The organism is Streptomyces sp. NPDC036764 (assembly GCF_055609385.1).
In genome coordinates, this window is the sequence record NZ_JBVJPT010000007.1 from 195,853 (window position 1) to 216,071 (window position 20,219).

Consider the following 20,219-nt stretch of genomic DNA (forward strand, 5'->3'; position numbering starts at 1 on the left):
TGATGAAAGATCCCGACGCGAGCGCCAACCCGCCGGTGGACGGCGGCGAGCTGATCCGCTTCGACCACGTCACCAAGCGCTTCGGCTCGAACACGGTCCTTGACGGGCTCGACTTCTCCGTCGCGTCCGGCAAGCACGTCACCCTGATCGGCCCGTCCGGCTCCGGCAAGACGACGATCCTGCGGCTGCTGATGACCCTGGCCAAGCCCGACGAGGGCACGATCACGGTCGCCGGGGAGCAGCTCCACCCGGCCCCCGAGAAGCAGATCCGCGAGGTCCGCAAGAAGATCGGGATGGTGTTCCAGCAGTTCAACCTGTTCCCGAACATGACCGTGCTGCGCAACATCACCGAGGCCCCGGTCACCGTCCTCGGCATGTCCAGGGACGAGGCCGAGGCGCGCGCCCGTGAGCTGCTGGAGATGGTGGGCCTCGCCGACAAGTGCGACGCCCGCCCGACCCAGCTCTCCGGCGGCCAGCAGCAGCGGGTGGCCATCGCGCGGGCGCTGGCCATGCGCCCGCAGGTGCTGCTGCTCGACGAGGTGACCTCGGCGCTGGACCCGGAGCTGGTCGCGGGCGTCCTGGACCTGCTGCGGGACATCGCCCGCACCACCGACATCACCATGCTCTGTGTGACCCACGAGATGAATTTCGCCCGGGACATCTCGGACCAGGTCCTGATGTTCGACTCCGGCCGGGTCATCGAGTCGGGCTCCCCGGAGAAGATCTTCAACGACCCCGAGAACGACCGCACACGGGAGTTCCTCAGCGCTGTGCTGTGACTCTTCGCGGGGCCCATGACTCAGGCATATGCCAGAGTGCTACCACCGCAGTTGAGGGCGTCGCAATCTCGTCAACAAGCGCTCACTACAAGCCTCTTGCCCGTTATCGTGAAGGAGACTGACTCACTCGAACCCGGCCCAGTCAACAAAACGCGAGAAGCGACGTGCGACCGCAGGGGGAACCGTGGCGCTCCAGCACGAGTCGACGACGCCGTACCACTCGATCCAGGACGCCCTGCGCGTCCTGGAGACCGTGGCACGGCACAGCTCCGGAGTCACCGACACCGAGCTCGCCCGGCACACGGGCATCGGCCCGGGGCGCCTGACCGGCCTCCTGCGGTTGCTGCGCCGCGAGGGCTATGTCGAGCAGATCGCCGACGGGGCGTACGCCACGGGCGACGCCCTGGCCCGCCTCGGTTCCGCCCAGGGCCGTGAGCAGGCGCTGCGGGACAACCTCCAGCACACCCTGGACCGGCTGCGGGACTCGGTCGGTGCCGCCGTCTACATCAGCCGGTACATCGACGGAGAGGTCAGGATCGACCAGTTCGCGGCCGGTCCGGCCACCCCGGTGGTCAACGAGTGGGTCGACTTCCGCTTCTCCGCCCACGCCACCGCGATCGGCAAGAGCCTGCTGGGCCAGCTCGACCACAACGGCCGGCGTGACCATCTCTCGCGGCACAAGATGGCCCGCCTCACCTCGCGCACGATCACCAGCGACAAGGTGCTGCTCTCCCGCCTGGAGTCCCAGCCGCCGACGGTCCCCCACCTCGACCTCCAGGAGTACGCGGTGGGCACGGTGTGCGCGGCCGTCCCGATCACGGCCGGCTCCTCGGTGGGCTGCCTGGCCCTGTCGCTCCCGCTGGAGCACGCGCACCGGCTGCGCCAGGCGGCGGACAGCCTGAACCGCAGCGCGGCGCCGGTGCTGCTGTCGCTGGCGATCCAGTCCTGACCCGGCCCGCTCCGCGGTGGTCTGAAGCACCCCCGCGGACCAGGTAGTATTTTCTTCGTCGCCGCCGCGAAAGCCACAAATCGCGGTCGGCGCGAGTCATGCGCCGCTAGCTCAGTTGGTTAGAGCAGCTGACTCTTAATCAGCGGGTCCGGGGTTCGAGTCCCTGGCGGCGCACCTGAGAAGGGCCTCTCGTGGGAGCGGGAGGCCCTTCGACGTATGTCAGGACGTCCGCCTCGGTCAGCCTCCGGTAGGCCCGCTCCCCCGGCGGCCGCCACCACACCGGATCGGCGCACCGCACCCCTTCCCGCCTCAGCCCCGCCCGATGGATCTTGTTCGTGGCGGTCACCGGCATCCGCTCCACCACCCGCACGAACCGGGGCGCCATCTTCGTCCCCAGGTCCGGTTGGGCCAGCAGGAACGCCGCGAAGGCGACCGGGTCGAACTCCCCCGCGACCGTCGCCATGACCTGGTCCCCGGTCACCGGATCCGGCACCGCGTACACGGCGACGGCGGCCGCGCCCTCGTAGCGCGCGAGGATGTTCTCGATCATCGCGGCGGACAGGTTCTCCCCGTCGACCCGCAGCCGGTCGTCGCCGCGCCCCGCGAAGTACAGATAGCCGTCGGTGTCCCGGCAGAACAGGTCCCCGGTCCAGTACCAGCCCCCGCGCCGCCGCTCCGCCTCCGCCTCGGGATTGCGCCAGTACCCCTCGAAGGGGTTCGGCCCCCGGTTGACCAGCTCACCTATCGCCGCGTCCCCGTTGACCAGCCGCCCGCCCGCGTCGAAGATCGCCGGCGGACACTCCTCACGGGTGTCCGGATCGAGTACGACAAGACCCGGCGCCGCCCGCCCCACGGCCCCCGGCGGAGTCCCCGGCGACCACTGCACGGCGGCCCCGCCCTCGGAGGAGCCGTACCCCTCCACCAGCCGCACCCCGAACCGGCGCTCGAAGGCGGCGGCGTCCACGGCGCCCGCCTCCGTGCCGAAGCCGAGCCGCAGCGGATTGTCCCGGTCGTCCGGGCGCGGCTCGGTGGCCAGGACGTACTGGATCGCTCGGCCCACATAGGTGAAGTACGTCGCCCCGTAGCGCCGGACGTCCGCGAGGAAGTTCGACGCCGAGAACCGACGGCGCAGCGCGACACCCGCGCCGGCCGCGAGGGCGGGCGCCCAGTCGGCGATGACCGCGTTGCCGTGGAACATCGGCATGCAGATGTAGTGCACGTCGTCGGGCCGCACCCGGAACTGGTCCGCAAGGGCGTAGCCGGCGGCGGCCAGCCGCCCCTGCGTGCAGATCGCGGCCTTCGGCGCGCCGGTCGAGCCGGAGGTGAAGTACAGCAGGAGCCGGTCGTGCGGGGCGGCACGACCGGGGTCGGGCCGGGCGCCGGCGTACGGGGCGAGCAGGGCCTCGTACTCCGGCGTCCCGGTCAGCAGCACACGCACGCCGGGCAGTTCGAGGCCCTCCAGCAGGGGCAGATGGGCCCGCTCGGTGACCAGGATCCGGCACTCGGTGTGCCGGATGTCGCGGGCGAGTTCGGGGCCCCGGCGGGTGGGGTTGATCCCGGCGACGGCGGCTCCGGCGAGGGCCGCCGCGCCCAGCCACATCGGGTACTCCGGGGTGTTGTCGAGGAGCACCCCGATGTGCGGCTCGGCGCCGGGCGGCAGCAGGTCGGCCAGCAGTGCCGCACGGGCGGCGGCACCGGCGGTCACCTCGTGCCGGGTGAGTGTCCGCTCCTCGAACCACAGCCCCGGCCGGTGGTCACCCCACCGTGCCGCCACGAGCTCCGCGACCGTGCGTGCCGTAGTGGACTCCATGGGCGCGCACGGTAACTGACGTACCGTCAGTTGTGGAGGGTCATGAGGGTACGAGGGTTCAGAAGCCGCCCATCGCGTCCATGCCCGAGGACATCTGCGAGTAGGTGGCCATGAAACCGATGCAGAACAGCACGACCACCCCGAGGAACGTGAGGATGCCGACGGTGGCCGCCGCCTGCCTGCCGGGGCTCGGGCGATGGGCCGTGGCCACCACCTGCGGGCCGTCGGTGTAGTACACGGTCACCAGGTCGCCCTCGACCGTCGTTCCGGGGCCGTCCTCCTCCTCGAACCGGATGAGCCGGCCGTCATGGGTGACGAACTCGTACACGTGGTGCAGCGTGCTGTACACCCGTGTGTCCCGGCTGCCGCCGTGGTTCGTGGTGTACATCCGCAGGCAGCGCCCCTGGGCGGTCAGCCCGCTGTTCCAGGCACCGCGCACCTGGGACGAGCGGTACACCACCCGGTACGCCGTGAACAGGGCCATGGCCATGATCAGGCCGGGCACCACATAGAAGATCACGTCCATCGCACATCCCCCGAGGTCTGTACGCCGACCCCGATGGGCCGGCGTGGGAGGAACCTACCCACGCCGGCCTGGGTGCTGACTCAAGAGAACCTCAGAACGTCACGTCCGAGCACGCGTAGAACGCGTTGCTCGTGTCGGCGATCGTCCACACCGCGAGGATCACGTGGTGTCCGCTCAGCCCGGACGGCAGGGTGCCGCTGTGGGAGAGCGTGGACGGCGGCCGCTGCCCGTTGTACGGGACCGTGAAGAACGGCGTGAGGTTGAGGTCCGAGCGGGACAGGTTGTGGTTCTGGTTCCAGCCCGGCTTGGTGACGTAGTACTTGAAGTCGGTCGTGGCGTGCATCGCGGTGAACTGCCAGCGGAAGGTGTAGCTCTGACCGCCGTTCACCTTGATGGTGGGCCACGCACCGCCGGACGGTGTCTTGGGCGCGCTGAGCTGGGAGAACTGGCCCAGCCCGGCGTTGCAGAGCTGGCCGTCGGCCGGGCCGGAGCCCGGGAAGCCCTTCGGCCCCTCGACGCTCTGCGGCTCCCACTGGATGGAGCCGCAGTTCGTCACGGTGCCGTTCTGGCAGAGCTTCTGCCGGCTGATGGGGAGGTCGGTGTAGCCGTGACTGCTGGCGCCACCGGTGGAGAGCACGAGGGCCCCTGCCGTGCTGAGCCCGAGTGCGGCTGCGTACAACTTGGCCTTTCTGCGCATGCTGCTGCTCCTGGGAACGTGGGGGAAGTTCGGCGAGCTTGCAGGTCTAGACCAAGTCTCAGATTATTGCTGACTGTTGAACATGTCCATACCAATCGAGGGACATGTTCGAGGGGCCCGTCAGATCGCCGTCTCACCCCGCCCCGCGCAGAACGCCACCGTCAAGTCCTTGACCAGCGCCTTGCGTTCGTAGTCGTCCAGCTCGACCAGACCCCGCATCGTCAGCCGCGTCACCGTGTCCTCCACCGAGTCGACGACCGAGGTGACCATCGTGGCCCGGTCGCGTGCGTCCAGCGCGGCGATACGGCGACGGTGCATGGCGGCGGCGACCTCGGGCGCGTACTCCACCCGCACCGGCCGCACCGAGAACACGTCCAGCCCGACCGCGCCCCCGTCCCGCGCCACCAGCCGGGTCAGTGACTCACCGGTCGCCTCGACGCAGCCGCGCGGACCGCCCGGCATCTCCACCGCCACCCGGGCCAGCGCCGCCTCGACGCACTCGCGCAGATACGACTCGTGGTCCTCCACCCCGAGCAGCGCCCGCGCGGTGTCCTTCACCCGCCACACCACCTGGACGACCACCCGCAGCGCGACCCCGTTGCCGTCGGCCGCCGGCATCGGCTCACTGCGCCAGTGCCGCAGCCGTACGTCGACCCGGCGGCGCAGCAGCAGCGGGTTGACCCACATCAGGCCGGTGCGCCGGACCGTGCCCCGGTAGCGTCCGAACAGCCCGAGCACCCAGGCCCGCCCGGTCCGCCCGCGCGCCAGCCCGCCGAAGCCGAGCAGCCCCAGCGCCCCGGCCCCCGCGTACGCCGCCCACTGCGCCGGCCCCAGCTCCGCGCCCGCCGACGCCGGCAACCCCAGCGCCTGCACCGCCGGTGGCGGCAGCACCCCGGCCCACCACGAGGCGGCCAGGCACCCGGCCGCCCCGCAGGCCCCGGCGAGCACCCCCGCCGCCCCGGGCAGCACCCGCGCGGGCCGCTCCACCAGGTCGGGGTCGACCTGCGGTTCGGGACGCGGCTCCGGCTGGACCGGGCGGCGCAGGCGCGGCTGCTCCCCCGTGCCCTGGCGGCGTGCCACGACCGTCGGCCGGAGCGGCACGGACACCGGGCCCGCCTCGTCCCGGAACAGCAGATGGACGGGGATCTCGGTGGTCGCCTCGTTCTGGATCAGCCGCGCGGGCCGGGCCGGCACCTCGGCCGGCCCGGCGAGCCCGTCGGGTTCGGGCGTGTGAGAAGTGGTCGTGGTCATGGGTGCCTCCAGCCTCCGCGCCAGATGCGTCACAACAGTGGTTGCCGGGATGTCGGGTTGCCGGGTTGCCTGGTCACGCGAAGAGCCGCCGCCAGGTCTCCGGCCCCGGATAGCCGTCCGCCGCGCCGCCCCGCCAGCCCTGGGCGCGCTGGAAGTCCTCGACGGCACGCCGGTCCGCCTCGCCCCAGCGCGGGCCCGGCCCGTTCTTGTAGTGCTTGCCGAACCCCTTCTCCACCAGGCGTTTGCCGAGCTGCGTCACGTACTGGTTGTCGGCGCCCGGCCGGAACAGCGCCCGCCCCGGATAGCCGGGCACCCCGTGCGAGGACGGCGGCTCGGGCGGCGGGGCTGCGGTGGCCTCGGCGGGAATGTCCTTGCCCTTGCCCGCCGCCAGCAGCGCCCACGTCCGCGGCCCCGGCAGGCCGTCCGCGTCCTGGCCCCGCCAGCCCTGCGCCGACTGGAACGCCTGCGTGGCCCTGCGGTCCGTGTCCGACCAGCGCGGGCCGGGGCCGCTCGCGTAGTAACGGGCGGCGCCGCGCTCGACGAGCATCCGGCCCAGCTCGGTGACGTGCTTGTTGTTGGCACCGGGACCGAAGTGCGCCCGCCCCGGGTACGGCGCCGGGCTCTTCGGACTCGCCGGCTTGGCGGTGTCCGGCTGCCCGGCGTCCTGCTGCCCGGTCTCCGTTTCCGTGCCGCCCTGCTGCCCGGTTTCCGGTTTCGCACCAGTCGAGCCGCCGCTCGTGAGGCCCTTGTAGCGGTAGGCGACATAGCGGGCGGAGTGGTTCCAGTAGGCGTACGGGGTGGCCAGCCGCCGGGCGTGCGGGGGAGCCGACTCGTAAGCGGTGTAGTAGGTGCGCGTGTAGTCCGTCCAGCCGCCGAAAATGACTACGTGCGAGCCTTTCTGGGGGTTCGCGGGATTATGGAACAGCAGAATGTCACCGGGCTGGAGTTCCTCCCTGGAGATGCGGACTCCGTACTGCCCGAGGCTCCCGGTCCATTCGTTTCCGGTCAGGCTCCAGGCCATCGAGACGAACCCCGAGCAGTCCTGTCGGTATCCGTCCGACCAGTACCTGGACATGCTGTACGGCACCTTCGCCGCGACCCATTTCTTGGCCCGTTTGATGATCTCCGCGCGGGTGGTCGCGGGCGTCTTGACCGGGCCGGCGGGCTGGGCCGGCTTCCCCCCGGGACCGTGCAGCGGGGCCTTGCCGCCCTGGGGTGTGTTGGGCTCGTCACCTGCGGGAACGGCCGGTCGGTCGAAGGTGTGGGGGGCGGCGAGGGCGGGGGTCGTGTGGCCGACGACGAGGGTGGTGGAGGCGGCCGCGGCGAGAATCAGCGCCCGGTGGGCAGCCGGATGCCGGCCGGTCGCGGAATGCGGCAGGACGCGTCTCCAGTGAACGCATCCGGGGCAGTCGCAGTCACTCCCCGGATCGATTTCCTCGAATACCGGAGTCCGAGCCTCCATACGATTCCCCTCACACTCCAGTCGGAAATGCCCGCGGCTGTACACCCCGTCAGTTTCTCAACTGTCTTCCGCACTCGCATGTTGACGGTCCGAATGGTTTACAGGCCCCCAGGAGCCCCCGCCCCGCCCGGCCACGCGGTCGGGAGCACACCCGCAGGTCATGTAGAGTTATCGACGTCAGCAGGCGCCGCTAGCTCAGTTGGTTAGAGCAGCTGACTCTTAATCAGCGGGTCCGGGGTTCGAGTCCCTGGCGGCGCACAGACAGTGAGACCCCTCGCAACTGCGGGGGGTCTTCGCATATGCGCCGGGCCCTGCAGAGGCGGCTGGGGGTCCGGGGGTCACCCCCCGGGGAATGCAGCATCAGCGGGTCCGGGGTTCGAGTCCCTGGCGGCGCACAGACTGTCCGGGAAGCCCCTCGTGCAAGCGAGGGGCTTCCGGTGTGTTTGGCCGGATACCCTCTGGCCATGGCAGCTCGTGACCTGCAAGAGCGGATCAAGAAGCTCATCATCGACCGTCGGCTGGCCTCCGGGGCCCCGCTGCCGACCGAGCCCGAGCTGATGGCTCACCTCGGTGCCAGTCGCAACTCCGTGCGCGAGGCGCTCAAGGGTTTGCAGGCGATGGGCATCGTGGAGATCCGGCACGGCTTCGGCACCTACGTCGGCGCGATGTCCCTCGCCCCCATGGTCGAGGGCCTCGCCTTCCGCACGGTCGCCGGGCACCACCGCGGCGAGGACACCCTGCTCCAGCTCGTGCAACTGCGGGAGGCCGTGGAGACGGGACTGGTCGCGCGGCTCGCGGGGCGGCTGCCGGACGCCGACCTCGTTGAACTGGACGCGCTCGTCGACCGTATGGAAGAGCAGGCAGCACTGGGCGGCGACGGCATCGCCGAGACCGACCGGGCGTTTCACGCCACCCTCTACCGAGGGCTGGACAACGCGCTGCTGGGCGAGGTCATGGAGGCGTTCTGGGACACCTTCCACCGGGTCCACACCGACCTCGGGGGTGCTCCGCAGGATCCCCTGGTCACCTGCCGGCAGCACCGGGAGATCGTGGACGCGGTGCGGTCGGGCGACGCGATACGGGCGGAAGGGGCGATACGGGAGCACTTCGGCAACATCCGCGCCCGCGTGTCCACAACGGATACACAACACCCCCACAGGTGCCACAATGAGCGCGTATGACCGGTAAACACCTCGTTTCGCATCTTGCGATCATGCGGAACGGCGTAGAACCCTGGGGATGGGTTTACCAAGATGCTGCGGATACGCGGCAGTTGGGGGGCAAGGAGCCGGTTGCCGGTTTTTGCGGGGAGTAGGGGGCCCCGTTCATGACCGCATGCCGAGGGGGGCATGATGCAACCGGAAGGTCGCGTTTCCATGTCTAAGGTGTGGAAGATGTGGTGACTGCGGCCCACCACTGATACGCCTGTGAAGGTCGAGGGGGATCGACACAGTCGTCAAGGAACCGACAGACACGTGGTGACCCGCGTGTGGGGGGATGACTCATGACGTCGACGCCGACGGGCGCCCGGCAGAACTTCGACCCGTCTCAGACCACCCAGCTACGGGTGCCTTCGCAAACTCGGACCGGCACATTCCGCCGGATCAAGAAGACGCTGCCGAAGTATGACTACGAGCACTACAGCAGGCTGGCCGGTCCCCTCACCCAGCCCGACCCGAACAAGCCGTACCGGGTCCAGTACCGCTCGCTGATCTCGCAGGAGCCGCACCGGATCAGGGTCGCCCTGATGCTGGCCGCGGCCCCGGTGCTCTCGCTGGTGCTGCTGTTCTGGCTGCTCCAGCCCGAGCACTGGACCGAACGGGACTACCCCGCCTTCGACTTCCTGCCGGCCCTCGACATAGTCATGCTGGTCTCGATCGGCCTGATCGAGTTCTTCCGCTGCATGAACGTGCTGTCCAACGCGCACGCCACGCTGGTCGCCCGCGACCCGATCCCGGTGGTGCCGGAGACCGGCACGAGAGTGGCCTTCCTCACCTCCTTCGTGCCCGGCAAGGAGCCGCTGGAGATGGTGACGAAGACCCTGGAGGCGGCCGTCAAGCTGCGCCACCGGGGTCTGCTGCACGTCTGGCTGCTCGACGAGGGCGACGACGCGGAGGTCAAGGAGGTCTGCGCCCGGCTCGGCGTGCACCACTTCTCCCGCAAGGGCGTCGCGAAGTGGAACCAGGCCAAGGGCCCGCACCGCGCCAAGACCAAGCACGGCAACTACAACGCCTGGCTGGACGCGCACGGCGACGACTACGACTTCTTCGCCTCGGTCGACACCGACCACGTGCCGCTGCCGAACTACCTGGAGCGGATGCTCGGCTTCTTCCGCGACCCGAACATCGGCTTCGTCATCGGCCCGCAGGTCTACGGCAACTACGACAACTTCGTCACCAAGGCCGCCGAGTCCCAGCAGTTCCTCTTCCACGCCCTCATCCAGCGGGCGGGCAACAAGTACGGCTCCCCGATGTTCGTGGGTACGTCGAACGCCGTACGCATCAAGGCGCTCAAGCAGATCGGCGGCCTGTACGACTCGATCACCGAGGACATGGCGACCGGCTTCGAGATCCACCGCCACAAGAACCCGGCGACGGGCAAGAAGTGGCGGTCCGTGTACACGCCGGACGTGCTCGCCGTCGGTGAGGGCCCGAGCGCCTGGACGGACTTCTTCACCCAGCAGATGCGCTGGTCGCGAGGGACGTACGAGACGATCCTCAAGCAGTACTGGAAGGGCTGGTACTCGCTGCCGCCGAGCAAGCTCTTCAACTACACGATGATGATCATCTTCTACCCGATGTCGGCCCTCAACTGGATCCTGGCGGCGCTGAGCTGTGCGCTGTTCCTGGGCCTGGGCGCCTCGGGTGTCAACATCGACCCCACGATCTGGCTGATGCTCTACGGCAACGCCTCCGCGCTCCAGATCGGCCTGTACGTCTGGAACCGCCGCCACAACGTCTCGCCGCACGAGCCCGAGGGCTCCGGCGGTGTGGCCGGCATGGTGATGTCCGCGCTGTCGGCGCCGCTGTACGCGAAGGCGCTGGTCGACTCGGTGCTGCGCAAGAAGAGCAAGTTCGTCGTCACTCCCAAGGGCGATTCCGCGAGCCCCGACCGGTGGTTCGGAACCTTCCGCTACCACTGGTACTTCATCGCGATCTTCGGGGCGTCGATCACCGCCGGTTTCGTGTACGGCCACTCGCACCCCGCGATGATCGTCTGGGCGACCTTTGCCATGCTGATCACGGCGACGCCGATCTTCGCCTGGCGCTACATGCTGCGGCAGGAGAGGAAGAAGCCCGCCGCGGCCGTGCCGGCCCAGACCGGACCGCAGGACGCGGTGGCGACGGGCGCGACCGCGGCTGCGTACCAGCCGCAGCCGCTGCCCGGGCACGCCACGCCGCCGCACACGCCCCACGGCCAGCACAAGCCGAGCTGGGCCGCGTCGGGCAACGGCGGCAATGACCAGACGATGCAGATCGCTCTTGGTGGACTTGGGGGACGTAAGGAATGAACGACCGTGCAGGCCGCCGCCGCGCCCGTCGACTCGCGATAGGCACGGCGGTGGTCATCGCGCTGGCCGGAATGAACGGGCCGTGGCTCTATCGCGTCGGCACCGAGAAATACCACCAGTACCAAATCAACAAGCCCGAGTACAAAGCCGAGAACGGCAAGTGGGAGATCGTCGACTTCCCCGAGGAGTACCGCCAGAACACCATCCACGCGGCGCTCCTGCACACCGGCAAGGTGCTGTTGATCGCAGGTTCGGGCAACAACCAGGACAACTTCGACGCGAAGAAGTACGACACCCGGATCTGGGACCCGGTCAAGGGCACGATCAAGAAGGTGCCGACGCCGAACGACCTGTTCTGCACCGGCCACACCCAGCTCTCCAACGGCAACCTGCTGATCGCGGGCGGTACGAAGCGGTACGAGAAGCTCAAGGGTGACGTCACCAAGGCCGGCGGCCTGATGATCGTCCACAACGAGAACCCGGACGAGCCGATCACGCTGCCCGCGGGCACCAAGTTCACCGGCAAGGAGAACGGCAAGACGTTCGTCTCCAAGGACCCGGTGCTGGTGCCGCGCGCGAAGAAGGTCTTCGACAAGGCGACCGGCGAGTTCCTGCGCAACGACCCCGGCCTGGGCCGGATCTACGTCGAGGCGCAGAAGAAGGGCGCCAGGTACGAGACCGGAACCCAGGACAACTACCGCATCCAGGGTCTGTCGGGCGCCGACGCGCGCAACACGTACGGCATCGCGCAGAAGCTCGCCCTCGACAAGAAGGACTTCCAGGGGATCCGGGACGCCTACGAGTTCGACCCGGTCGCCGAGAAGTACATCAAGGTCGACCCGATGCACGAGGCCCGCTGGTACCCGACGCTCACCACGCTCGGCAACGGCAAGATCCTCAGCGTCTCCGGTCTCGACGACATCGGCCAGTTGGTGCCGGGCAAGAACGAGGTGTACGACCCGAAGACCAAGAAGTGGACGTACCTGTCCAAGCTGCGGCAGTTCCCGACGTACCCGGCGCTGTTCCCGCTGGAGAACGGCAAGATCTTCTACTCGGGTTCGAACGCGGGCTACGGCCCTGACAACGTGGGCCGCGAACCGGGCATCTGGGACGTGGACACCAACAAGTTCAGCAAGCTGCCCGGTCTGAGCGACTCCAAGCTGATGGAGACCTCGGGCACGGTGCTGCTGCCGCCGGCGCAGGACGAGAAGTACATGGTGATCGGCGGCGGTGGCGTCGGCGAGTCCAAGGAGTCCAGCGAGAAGACGCGGATCATCGATCTCAAGGACGACGACCCGAAGTTCGTGGACGGGCCGTCGCTGGAGAAGGGCACGCGGTATCCGCAGGCATCGGTGCTACCGGACGACTCGCTGCTGGTGTCGGGCGGTTCCGAGGACTACCGGGGGCGTGGAGACTCCAACATCCTCCAGGCTCATCTCTACCGGCCGGGCGCGAACGAGCTCGACCGGGTCGCCGACCCGCTGGTGGGGCGCAACTACCACTCGGGGTCGATCCTGCTGCCCGACGGGCGGGTGATGTTCTTCGGCTCCGACTCGCTGTACGCCGACCAGGCCAACACCAAGCCGGGCAAGTTCGAGCAGCGGATCGAGATCTACACGCCGCCGTATCTCTACCGGGACGCGCAGCCGTCACTGTCGGGCGGGCCGCAGACCATCAAGCGGGGCGGGACGGGCACGTTCACCTCGCAGCACGCCTCGTCCATCGAGAACGTGCGGCTGATCCGGCCGAGCGCGTCCACGCATGTCACGGACGTGGACCAGCGGTCGGTGAAGCTGGACTTCAAGAAGTCCGGTGACAAGATCACGGTGGATGTGCCGACGAACCGGAATCTGGTTCCGTCGGGGTGGTACATGCTGTTCGTCACGGACGATCAAGGGACGCCGTCGAAGGCGCAGTGGGTGAGAGTGCCGTAGCGCTGCCGCGGGTTTCGTCCTCGGCCGCGGGTTCCATGTGGCTGGTCGCGCAGTTCCCCGCGCCCCTTAGGGCGTGGGGGCGCCGCCAGCCACATGAGCCCCGGCGTTACTTACTGGCCTTCGCCAACTTCAAGGCGTACTCCGCCCACCACTCGCCCGCCTTCGGGCCGCCCTTGCATTCGCCGTCCGACTCGCCGGGGCGCTTGACCCACACGTAGGCGTCGACGAGCGGGTCCGCCGTCTTGGTCGTCGGGGTCTCCCCCAGCGCCCGGCCGGGCGGGTTGCACCAGCGTTCGTTCGGGTCGCCCTGGGTGTAGGGGCCGTTGCCGTTGCGGCTGGTGTCGATGACGAACGGCTTGTTGCCCACCTTGCCGGAGAGCTGCTTGCCGTACGCGATCGAGTCCTTGGTCGTGTAGAAGTTGGAGACGTTGACCGAGAAGCCGTCGGCCTGGTCGATGCCCGCCCACTTCAGGGGCTCGAAGATCTGGTCGGGATGGCCCCAGCCGGCGTTGCCCGCGTCCACGTAGACCTTGGTGTTCTTCAGCGACTTCAGCTTGGTGATGGCGCCCTTGAGGAGGTCGTAGCGCTCCTCGTGGAACTCGTCCGGGGTGCAGCCGTCCACCAGGTGCAGCAGCGCGTCCGGCTCCAGGATCACCGTCGCGGAGCGGTCCTCGATGCCCTTGGCCACACCGTCGATCCAGTCCCGGTAGGCGTTGCCGTCGGCGGCGCCGCCCTGGGAGTACTGGCCGCAGTCGCGGTGCGGGATGTTGTAGAGGACCAGCAGGGCCGTACGGCCCGCCTTGTCGGCGGCCTCCGTGTAGCCGCGCGCCTCGTCCTGCGGGTTCTCCGGGCCGATCCACTCGCCGGTCGGCTGCTGCGCTATCTTCCGGATCTGCTCGGCGTCCTCCTTCTTGTCGCCCTTCTCGTAGTCGGCCACCTGCTGGGCCGCGTTCCCGTCCGGGTTCACCCAGAACGGGTCGGTGTCCTTGGGCTGTTGGCTGATCCCGGCGCCGGAGTTGTCGTCCGGCTGGTCTCCGTCCCCGGAGGAACAGCCCGCGATCAGCAGTGCCGCCCCCAGCAGCATCGCGGACGTCCGCGCGCGAGCGCCCCTCCAGGCCCCCCTCTTCAGGTGCATCCAGCTCCCCCTCGGGTGCTTTGTTCCAAGGCTCAATCCTGACATACGTGTCGTGGGGCGAACGAGGTCGCCGAGCCTTGTCGGGGAGCTGTTACAGCCACTATGACGGCTCCCAGGGGCGGAGCGCGGGCGGGCCGGCGGGGGCGTCCGCCAGAGGGGAAACAGGGGAACAGGGGAAGGGGAGTGTGCGGTCATGCACCAGTCCACTCGGGAGATCCGGCTTGCGGAAGCGCTGGTGGAGTCGGCGGACACCCTCGTCGAGGGGTTCGAGGCCGCGCACCACTTATCGCGGGTCGCCGACCACTGTGTGCGACTGCTGCCCGCGCGGGCGGCCGGAATCATGCTGATCGACGACGGCCGGGCGGTGTCGCTGGCGGCGGGCGGCACGGACCGGGAGATCGTGCTGGAACTGCTCGGGGTCCAGCACGCCGGCGGGCCCTGTCTGGACTGCTACAGCTCCGGCCGGCCGGTGCCTGCGGTGTCCATCAGGGCGGCCCGGACCGCCGCCCGCTGGCCCGAGTTCACCGAGCGCGCCCTCGCCCACGACATCGCCACCACCTACGCGGTCCCGCTGCGCCGCCAGGACCGGGTACTCGGCGCGCTCAACGTCTTCGGCGCGGCCCGTCACGGCGGCTCCCCGTCCGAGGACGGCACGACGCTGCGGCTGGCCCAGCTCGTCGCCGACTGCGCCGCCCTGGGGTTGGAGAACAACAGCACGTACGCCCAGTGCCGCACCCTCGCCGGTCAGTTGCAGCAGGCCCTGTCCAGCAGGGTGCGCGTCGAGCAGGCCAAGGGCATGCTCGCCGAGCGCTGGAACACTGCCCCCGACGATGCCTTCGTGGCGCTGCGGCAGTACGCGCGCCGGCATCAGCTACCGCTGGACCGGGTGGCGCGGACGGTCATCGACCGCGTGGCGGACGACGCGGCGCTGCGCCGGGAGGCGGAGCGGACGGACGACGAGGGACGCGGGTAGGGGCTCTCGTGCCTTCGCCCAGGCCCCTGGCGCCTTCCCCTAGGCCGCGGGCGTCGTTCCGTTCTAGAGTCGTCCCGCGGACGACCCCAGCCCCCGGTCGAACCATCTCCACCGGTCACACAAGGCCTCCCGCGCCGAACGCCGGGTTACTCCCGCAACCCGTGCGCCCGCGGTCGAGGACCGGTCCGGTCGGCGGCTTCGGGGGGAGCGGGTCGCCGACCGGGTCGGGTGCGCCCGGGCCCCGTCACAGCCCCGTACCCGTCACAGCCCCGTACCCGTCAGGTACGCCGAGACGACGACGTTCGCCGTATAGGCGTTGCTCGCCCGGTCGAAGGTGCCGGCGCAGGTGATCAGGCGCAGTTCGGCGCGGCCGGGCCGGTGGGCGCCGTAGACCTGGTGGGCGTCGAAGCGCTCGCGGGAGACGACGCGGACGTCGTCCACGGTGAACTCGGCGACCCTGCCGTCGTCGCGCAGCACCCGTACCGTCGCGCCGGGGCGCAGCACGCCGAGGCGGTGGAAGACGGCGGGCGCGGTCTCGGTGTCGACGTGCCCCACCATCAGCGCCGCGCCGACCGCTCCCGGTTTCGCCCCGGCCGCGTACCAGCCGACGGCGCCGGCCTGCGCGTAGGGCGGCGGATCGATCGCGGCGTGCGCGTCGAGCCCGCGGGCGACGACCGGTGCGCGCAGGTCGAGCCCGGGGATGTCGATGCGCTGCGGCAGTGCGTCGCCCAACGGACGTGCGGCGGGCGGCAGTTGGGCGGAGGCCGGGCGGCCGACGGCGGCGACGTCGCCGGACACCGGGGCGGCCACGCCCTGCCGGACGTCGGTGACCTCCCTGCCCCACAGCCACAGCCCGAGCAGCAGCGCGGTCCAGGCGACGCCCATGAGGAGCCGGCCGCGGTAGCCGGAGCGTTCCTGCTCGGCCATGGTCAGCGTGGCCGTCTGCCGCGGCGGGCGCTGCGCAGCGCCACGGCCGTGGCGGCGACGCCCGCCAGGATCAGCCCGGTCACGGTGTGGGCCGTGCCGGGGCCTTCCTCGCGGGCGTCCACCATGGCGAGCCTGGACGTGCCACCGCCGCCGGCCCGGACGGGGGCCGTGGGAGAGGCGGAGGCCGCAGGCTGCGGCCCGTGCCGTACGGAGTCCCCGGCGGCCTTGGCGGCGACGGTGACGGCGCCCTTGCGGGACGCGTCTCCGCAGGCGACCTGGACGTCGTAGCTGCCCGCCTTGGCGGTGGAGCGGACGCGGCTCTCGCCGACGAGGGTGCCGTCGCCGGCGACGGTGAGGCGGGCGTCGGCGACGAACGCCTTGGAGACGGCCGTGGCGGTCCGCTGCGGGCATCCGCTCACCCGCAGGGTGACGTCGCCGCCGGGATGCGGGGACGACGGACTCAGCGAGACGCCTCCGTCCGTCGCGTGTGCCGCCGGAGAGACGGCGACCGCCCCGAGGGCGGCGATCGTACAGAGAGTGACCCGCAGTGATCCCATCGTGAACCTCCAGATACCTGGAGGCTCCCCCCGCGGGACGGGCCCCGCATCCTCAGCGGGGCCCGCGTTGCTCCGTACGGGTCGTGTCGCGGGTGGGAGGGGTTGAGTCGGGTGCCGCCTAGATCCGGTCGACGAGGTCCGCGATGGAGTCGACGATCTTGGAGGGCCGGTAGGGGAAGTTCTCCACCTGCTCGGGGCGGGTCAGGCCGGTGAGCACCAGGTACGTCTGCATGCCGGCCTCGATGCCGGCCAGCACGTCGGTGTCCATGCGGTCGCCGATCATGGCGCTGGTCTCGGAGTGGGCGCCGATCGCGTTCAGGCCGGTCCGCATCATCAGCGGGTTGGGCTTGCCGGCGAAGTACGGCTGCTTGCCGGTGGCCTTGGTGATCAGCGCGGCGACGGCGCCGGTCGCGGGCAGCGGGCCCTCGGTCGACGGGCCGGTCTCGTCGGGGTTGGTGCAGATGAAGCGGGCGCCGGCGTTGATGAGCCGGACTGCCTTGGTCATGGCTTCGAAGGAGTAGGTGCGGGTCTCGCCGAGGACGACGTAGTCCGGGTCGTGGTCGGTGAGGATGTAGCCGATGTCGTGCAGCGCGGTGGTCAGGCCCGCCTCGCCGATGACGTACGCCGAGCCGCCGGGGCGCTGGTCGTCGAGGAACTTGGCGGTGGCCAGCGCCGAGGTCCAGATGTTCTCGATCGGCACTTCCAGGCCCATGCGGTTCAGCCGGGCGTGCAGGTCGCGCGGGGTGTACATCGAGTTGTTGGTGAGGACGAGGAAGGGCTTGCCGGACTCGCGCAGCCTCTTGATGAAGGCGTCGGCGCCGGGGATCGGTACGCCCTCGTGGATGAGCACACCGTCCATGTCGGTGAGCCATGACTCGATGGGCTTGCGGTCTGCCATGTTGCTGTGCTCCTGGCCTGCGTACGGGACGAGCTGGGGGCGCCGGAACCACGCCGTACCGACGCCCCCAGAGTAGTCAGGACTGGCTGATCCTGACCCCGTCGATCACCCAGTACCAGTTGTTGGACCCGGTGTAGCGGAACCGGAAGCTCACGCTGGAGGCCCCGGCGGGGACGTCGACGGTCAGCGACTGCGGCTGGGAGACGACGTCGGAGGCGTAGCTCTTGACGACGGTGGGGGTGCCGCCGTTGAAGGAGGCGAGGATCTGGGCCGTCTGGGCGCCCTCCTGCCGGTAGAGGGTGGTGAAGTCCAGCCGGACCTTGGTCTTCCCGGTGACGTCGTGGGCCGGTGTGACCAGGGTCGAGTCGTAGGGGCCGGAGAAGGACTTGTCCGACCACTCGTCGGAGTCGGCGACCGCGAACACGCCGCGGGCGCGGACGTTGAGCTCGCGCCACTGGTCGCGCTGGGTGCGGGACCAGAACTCGTCGGTGGCGAAGGACCAGCCGCGCCACTCGGCCATCCCGCCGGTGCCCATCGCGTTGTTGATGACGGACCAGCCGCTGGGCGGGGTGTGCGTGTAGCCGCGGACGGTCGACGGGATGCCCGTCTCGTCCGTGCGGGTGGACAGGGTGAGCGCGTCGAAGGGGTCGGTGGAGCGCTCCTGGACCGGCTTGCCGTCCAGGCCCCAGGCGGGGTCGGCGGCGATGCCGAGCTGCTTCAGGACGGTGGGTACGACGTCGACGAGCCGGGTGTCGATCGGGCGGGCGCCCGCAGCGATGCCGGGCCCGGTGGCCAGGACGAAGGTGCGCCGCTCCTCGATCGAGGAGCCGCCGTGGCCGCCGGCGTCGAGGTGGCCGTGGTCGGTGGCGACGATGACCGTCCAGCGCTCGGAGGCGTAGGCCGGCCGGGCCTTGATCGCGGCGCGCAGCCGGCCGACGTAGGCGTCCTGCACGGCGATCTGGTCGAGGTAGGCCTGGCTGCCCGCGCCCTGGTTGTGGCCGACGATGTCGGACTGGCCGAAGTAGACGAACAGCACGTCGGGGTTCTGGTCGCGGATGATCGCCTCGGTCTCGGCGGCGATGGTGGCGTCGTGCCCGGTGTAGCCGTCGCGGTCGCCGTCGAGGACCAGCTTCGCGTCGGCGCCGGGGGTGACGGTGCCCTGCGCGTCCAGGGGCTTCCAGTCGACGGCCGCGTAGGTGGACAGCGCGGGCCGCACCTGGGCGAGGCGGGCGAGGAATCCGGGGTACTGGCCGTACTTCTTGCCGGCGAAGGTGTTGTCCTTCACGCCGTGCTTGTCGGGCCACACGCCGGTGGAGATGGTGGACCAGCCGGGGCCCGAGGACGTGGCGGCCATCGGGCTCGCGTACAGCAGCGAGGTGCCGTACGTGCCCTCGCTCATCATGGCCTTCAGGTGCGGGGCGTTCGCCGCGTCGATGCGGTCGTGGCGCAGGCCGTCCATGCCGATGACGAGCACCTTGTCGTTGCTGGTGCCGTTCGGGAGCGTGGGGACGGCGTGGGCCTGCGAGGCGGCGGCGGTGCCCAGTGCGACGGTGGTGGCGGCCGCCGCGGTGGTGGTGAGGACGGTGCGGCGGGACAGGTGTGACGTCACGTGATCCTCCTGGGGACGGGGGTGCGGGCATGGCAACGCCCCCGGTGGTGGTGCCAGGGGCGTTGCGGTGGTGCGGCTTTTCGGGTGTGACGTTGGTGATATGGCCCTCGTGTGTGGCCTTGAGGGGGCGGATCAGCTTCCGGTGGCCGACTTCCAGGCGTCGACATACGTAGTGAGGTTCTTGTCGATGTCGTCCCAGTCGGGCTCGAAGACCTCGACGCCGTCCATGAGCCCCGCGAGCGCGATGGCGTTGGCGTCGGTGGCCTTGACGTCCCCCCGGGAGCTGAAGCCGCCGCCGATCTCGCTGACCTGCCGCTGGGCGCCCTGGCTCAGCATGAAGTCGAGGAGCTGCTTGCCGTTCTCGGTGTGCGGGGCGTCGGTGACGAGGCCGGCGGCGTACGGCAGGGCGAAGGTGGTGGGCTTGCCGCCGTCCTTCGCGGGGAACCAGATGCCGAGGTTCGGCATGGTCTTGGACTGGGCGAAGTTCATCTGCACGTCACCGTTGGCGACGAGGAGTTCGCCCTTGTCGACCTTGGGGGCGAGCTTGCCGGTGGAGGCGGACGGGCCGACGTTGTTGGACTGGAGCCTGCCGAGGTAGTCCAGTGCGGGCTGCTGGCCGCCGAAGTCGTGCATGGCCTTGATGAGGACGGCGGTGCCGTCGCCGGCGACGCCCGGGGTGGAGTACTGGAGCTTGTTCTTGTACGTGCCGTCGAGCAGCTCGTCCCACGTCGTGGGCGCCTGCTTCAGCTCCTTCTTGTTGTAGATGAACCCGAAGTAGTTGTTGACGACGGAGGTCCAGGTCGCGTCGGCTCCCTTGTCGGCACCGCTGACCTGGTCGGAGCCCTTGGGGGCGTACTTCTGGAGCAGGCCCTTGCCGTCGGCCTGCTGGATGAACGGCGGCAGCGTGACGAGCACGTCGGCCTGCGGGTTGCGCTTCTCGCGGGCGGCGCGCTGCACCATCTCGCCGGAGCCGCCCTCGACGTACTCGACCTTGATGCCGGTCTGCTTCTCGAAGTCCTTGAAGACCCGGTCGTACCAGCCGTCGCCGTTCTCGCCCTTGAGGCCGTCGGCGCTGTAGACGGTGACGACCTTCTCGTCGGAGGCGGCGGAGCCGGTGCCGCAGGCGGACAGCAGTGGGGTGGTGAGGAGGGAGAGGGCGATGGCGAGCTTCAGGGTGTTTCTGGGCATGACGGGGTGAACT

Annotated in this window: 17 protein-coding genes and 2 tRNA genes; 8 read left to right on the forward strand and 11 right to left on the reverse strand. The window is 70.0% G+C overall.

Annotated elements, in window-relative coordinates; genetic code table 11:
* Positions 1–2: 2 nt before the first annotated feature.
* The 3 genes from ehuA to ACZ69Q_RS25790 all read left to right on the forward strand — a co-directional run bounded on the left by ehuA (position 3) and on the right by ACZ69Q_RS25790 (position 1,902).
* Positions 3–779 carry an ectoine/hydroxyectoine ABC transporter ATP-binding protein EhuA gene (gene ehuA, locus ACZ69Q_RS25780; RefSeq protein ID WP_471046021.1) on the forward strand — a complete coding sequence of 259 codons (777 nt, stop codon included), beginning with the start codon at positions 3–5 and terminating at the stop codon, positions 777–779.
* Positions 780–963: 184 nt separating this feature from the next.
* Positions 964–1,728 carry an IclR family transcriptional regulator gene (locus ACZ69Q_RS25785; RefSeq protein WP_471046024.1) on the forward strand — a complete coding sequence of 255 codons (765 nt, stop codon included), beginning with the start codon at positions 964–966 and terminating at the stop codon, positions 1,726–1,728.
* A 100-nt stretch (positions 1,729–1,828) separates the two neighbouring features.
* Positions 1,829–1,902, forward strand: a tRNA-Lys gene (locus ACZ69Q_RS25790).
* Here the strand turns inward: ACZ69Q_RS25790 and ACZ69Q_RS25795 are convergent.
* The 5 genes from ACZ69Q_RS25795 to ACZ69Q_RS25815 all read right to left on the reverse strand — a co-directional run bounded on the left by ACZ69Q_RS25795 (position 1,868) and on the right by ACZ69Q_RS25815 (position 7,474).
* Entirely contained in the window at positions 1,868–3,538 is a 1,671-nt protein-coding gene (locus ACZ69Q_RS25795) for an AMP-binding protein (RefSeq protein ID WP_471046027.1), read from the reverse strand. The genes ACZ69Q_RS25790 and ACZ69Q_RS25795 overlap by 35 nt on opposite strands.
* Before the next feature lie 58 nt (positions 3,539–3,596).
* A complete protein-coding gene (locus ACZ69Q_RS25800; RefSeq protein WP_471046030.1) occupies positions 3,597–4,064 on the reverse strand; it encodes a DUF3592 domain-containing protein in 468 nt (155 codons plus the stop codon).
* 91 nt (positions 4,065–4,155) lie between these two features.
* The gene (locus ACZ69Q_RS25805) at positions 4,156–4,761 is read right to left on the reverse strand and encodes a lytic polysaccharide monooxygenase auxiliary activity family 9 protein (protein WP_471046032.1); all 606 of its coding nucleotides are present in this window, start codon (positions 4,759–4,761) and stop codon (positions 4,156–4,158) included.
* 120 nt (positions 4,762–4,881) lie between these two features.
* A complete protein-coding gene (locus ACZ69Q_RS25810; protein WP_471046035.1) occupies positions 4,882–6,012 on the reverse strand; it encodes an SPFH domain-containing protein in 1,131 nt (376 codons plus the stop codon).
* 73 nt (positions 6,013–6,085) lie between these two features.
* A complete protein-coding gene (locus ACZ69Q_RS25815; RefSeq protein WP_471046038.1) occupies positions 6,086–7,474 on the reverse strand; it encodes a peptidoglycan-binding protein in 1,389 nt (462 codons plus the stop codon).
* Between the two features lie 184 nt (positions 7,475–7,658).
* Between ACZ69Q_RS25815 and ACZ69Q_RS25820 the strand changes: the two genes are divergently transcribed.
* From ACZ69Q_RS25820 to glxA, 4 genes are all read left to right on the forward strand, one after another.
* A tRNA-Lys gene (locus tag ACZ69Q_RS25820) sits at positions 7,659–7,732 on the forward strand.
* Positions 7,733–7,938: 206 nt separating this feature from the next.
* On the forward strand, positions 7,939–8,655 hold the full coding sequence (locus ACZ69Q_RS25825; RefSeq protein WP_471046040.1) for a FadR/GntR family transcriptional regulator: 717 nt from the start codon (positions 7,939–7,941) through the stop codon (positions 8,653–8,655).
* A 323-nt stretch (positions 8,656–8,978) separates the two neighbouring features.
* Positions 8,979–10,985 carry a glycosyltransferase family 2 protein gene (locus tag ACZ69Q_RS25830; RefSeq protein ID WP_471046043.1) on the forward strand — a complete coding sequence of 669 codons (2,007 nt, stop codon included), beginning with the start codon at positions 8,979–8,981 and terminating at the stop codon, positions 10,983–10,985.
* The gene (gene glxA / locus ACZ69Q_RS25835) at positions 10,982–12,919 is read left to right on the forward strand and encodes a radical copper oxidase GlxA (protein ID WP_471046045.1); all 1,938 of its coding nucleotides are present in this window, start codon (positions 10,982–10,984) and stop codon (positions 12,917–12,919) included. The genes ACZ69Q_RS25830 and glxA overlap by 4 nt, the downstream gene beginning before the upstream one ends.
* Positions 12,920–13,025: 106 nt before the next feature.
* On the opposite strand, the gene ACZ69Q_RS25840 is transcribed toward glxA, so the two are convergent.
* Complete coding sequence (locus ACZ69Q_RS25840) at positions 13,026–14,054, reverse strand: glycoside hydrolase family 6 protein (protein ID WP_471046047.1); 1,029 nt, start codon at positions 14,052–14,054, stop codon at positions 13,026–13,028.
* Positions 14,055–14,247: 193 nt separating this feature from the next.
* On the opposite strand from ACZ69Q_RS25840, the gene ACZ69Q_RS25845 reads away from it, so the two are divergent.
* Entirely contained in the window at positions 14,248–15,027 is a 780-nt protein-coding gene (locus tag ACZ69Q_RS25845) for a GAF and ANTAR domain-containing protein (protein WP_471046049.1), read from the forward strand.
* Between the two features lie 261 nt (positions 15,028–15,288).
* On the opposite strand, the gene ACZ69Q_RS25850 is transcribed toward ACZ69Q_RS25845, so the two are convergent.
* The 5 genes from ACZ69Q_RS25850 to ACZ69Q_RS25870 form a co-directional block, all read right to left on the reverse strand.
* On the reverse strand, positions 15,289–15,954 hold the full coding sequence (locus ACZ69Q_RS25850) for a class F sortase (protein ID WP_471046050.1): 666 nt from the start codon (positions 15,952–15,954) through the stop codon (positions 15,289–15,291).
* A gap of 2 nt (positions 15,955–15,956) precedes the next feature.
* A complete protein-coding gene (locus ACZ69Q_RS25855) occupies positions 15,957–16,511 on the reverse strand; it encodes a hypothetical protein (RefSeq protein ID WP_471046052.1) in 555 nt (184 codons plus the stop codon).
* A gap of 118 nt (positions 16,512–16,629) precedes the next feature.
* Positions 16,630–17,409, reverse strand: coding sequence for an HAD-IIA family hydrolase (locus tag ACZ69Q_RS25860; RefSeq protein ID WP_405583187.1), 780 nt, complete (start codon positions 17,407–17,409; stop codon positions 16,630–16,632).
* A gap of 76 nt (positions 17,410–17,485) precedes the next feature.
* The gene (locus tag ACZ69Q_RS25865) at positions 17,486–19,018 is read right to left on the reverse strand and encodes an alkaline phosphatase family protein (protein ID WP_471046054.1); all 1,533 of its coding nucleotides are present in this window, start codon (positions 19,016–19,018) and stop codon (positions 17,486–17,488) included.
* A 132-nt stretch (positions 19,019–19,150) separates the two neighbouring features.
* On the reverse strand, positions 19,151–20,206 hold the full coding sequence (locus tag ACZ69Q_RS25870; protein WP_471046056.1) for a 2-aminoethylphosphonate ABC transporter substrate-binding protein: 1,056 nt from the start codon (positions 20,204–20,206) through the stop codon (positions 19,151–19,153).
* Positions 20,207–20,219: the final 13 nt, after the last annotated feature.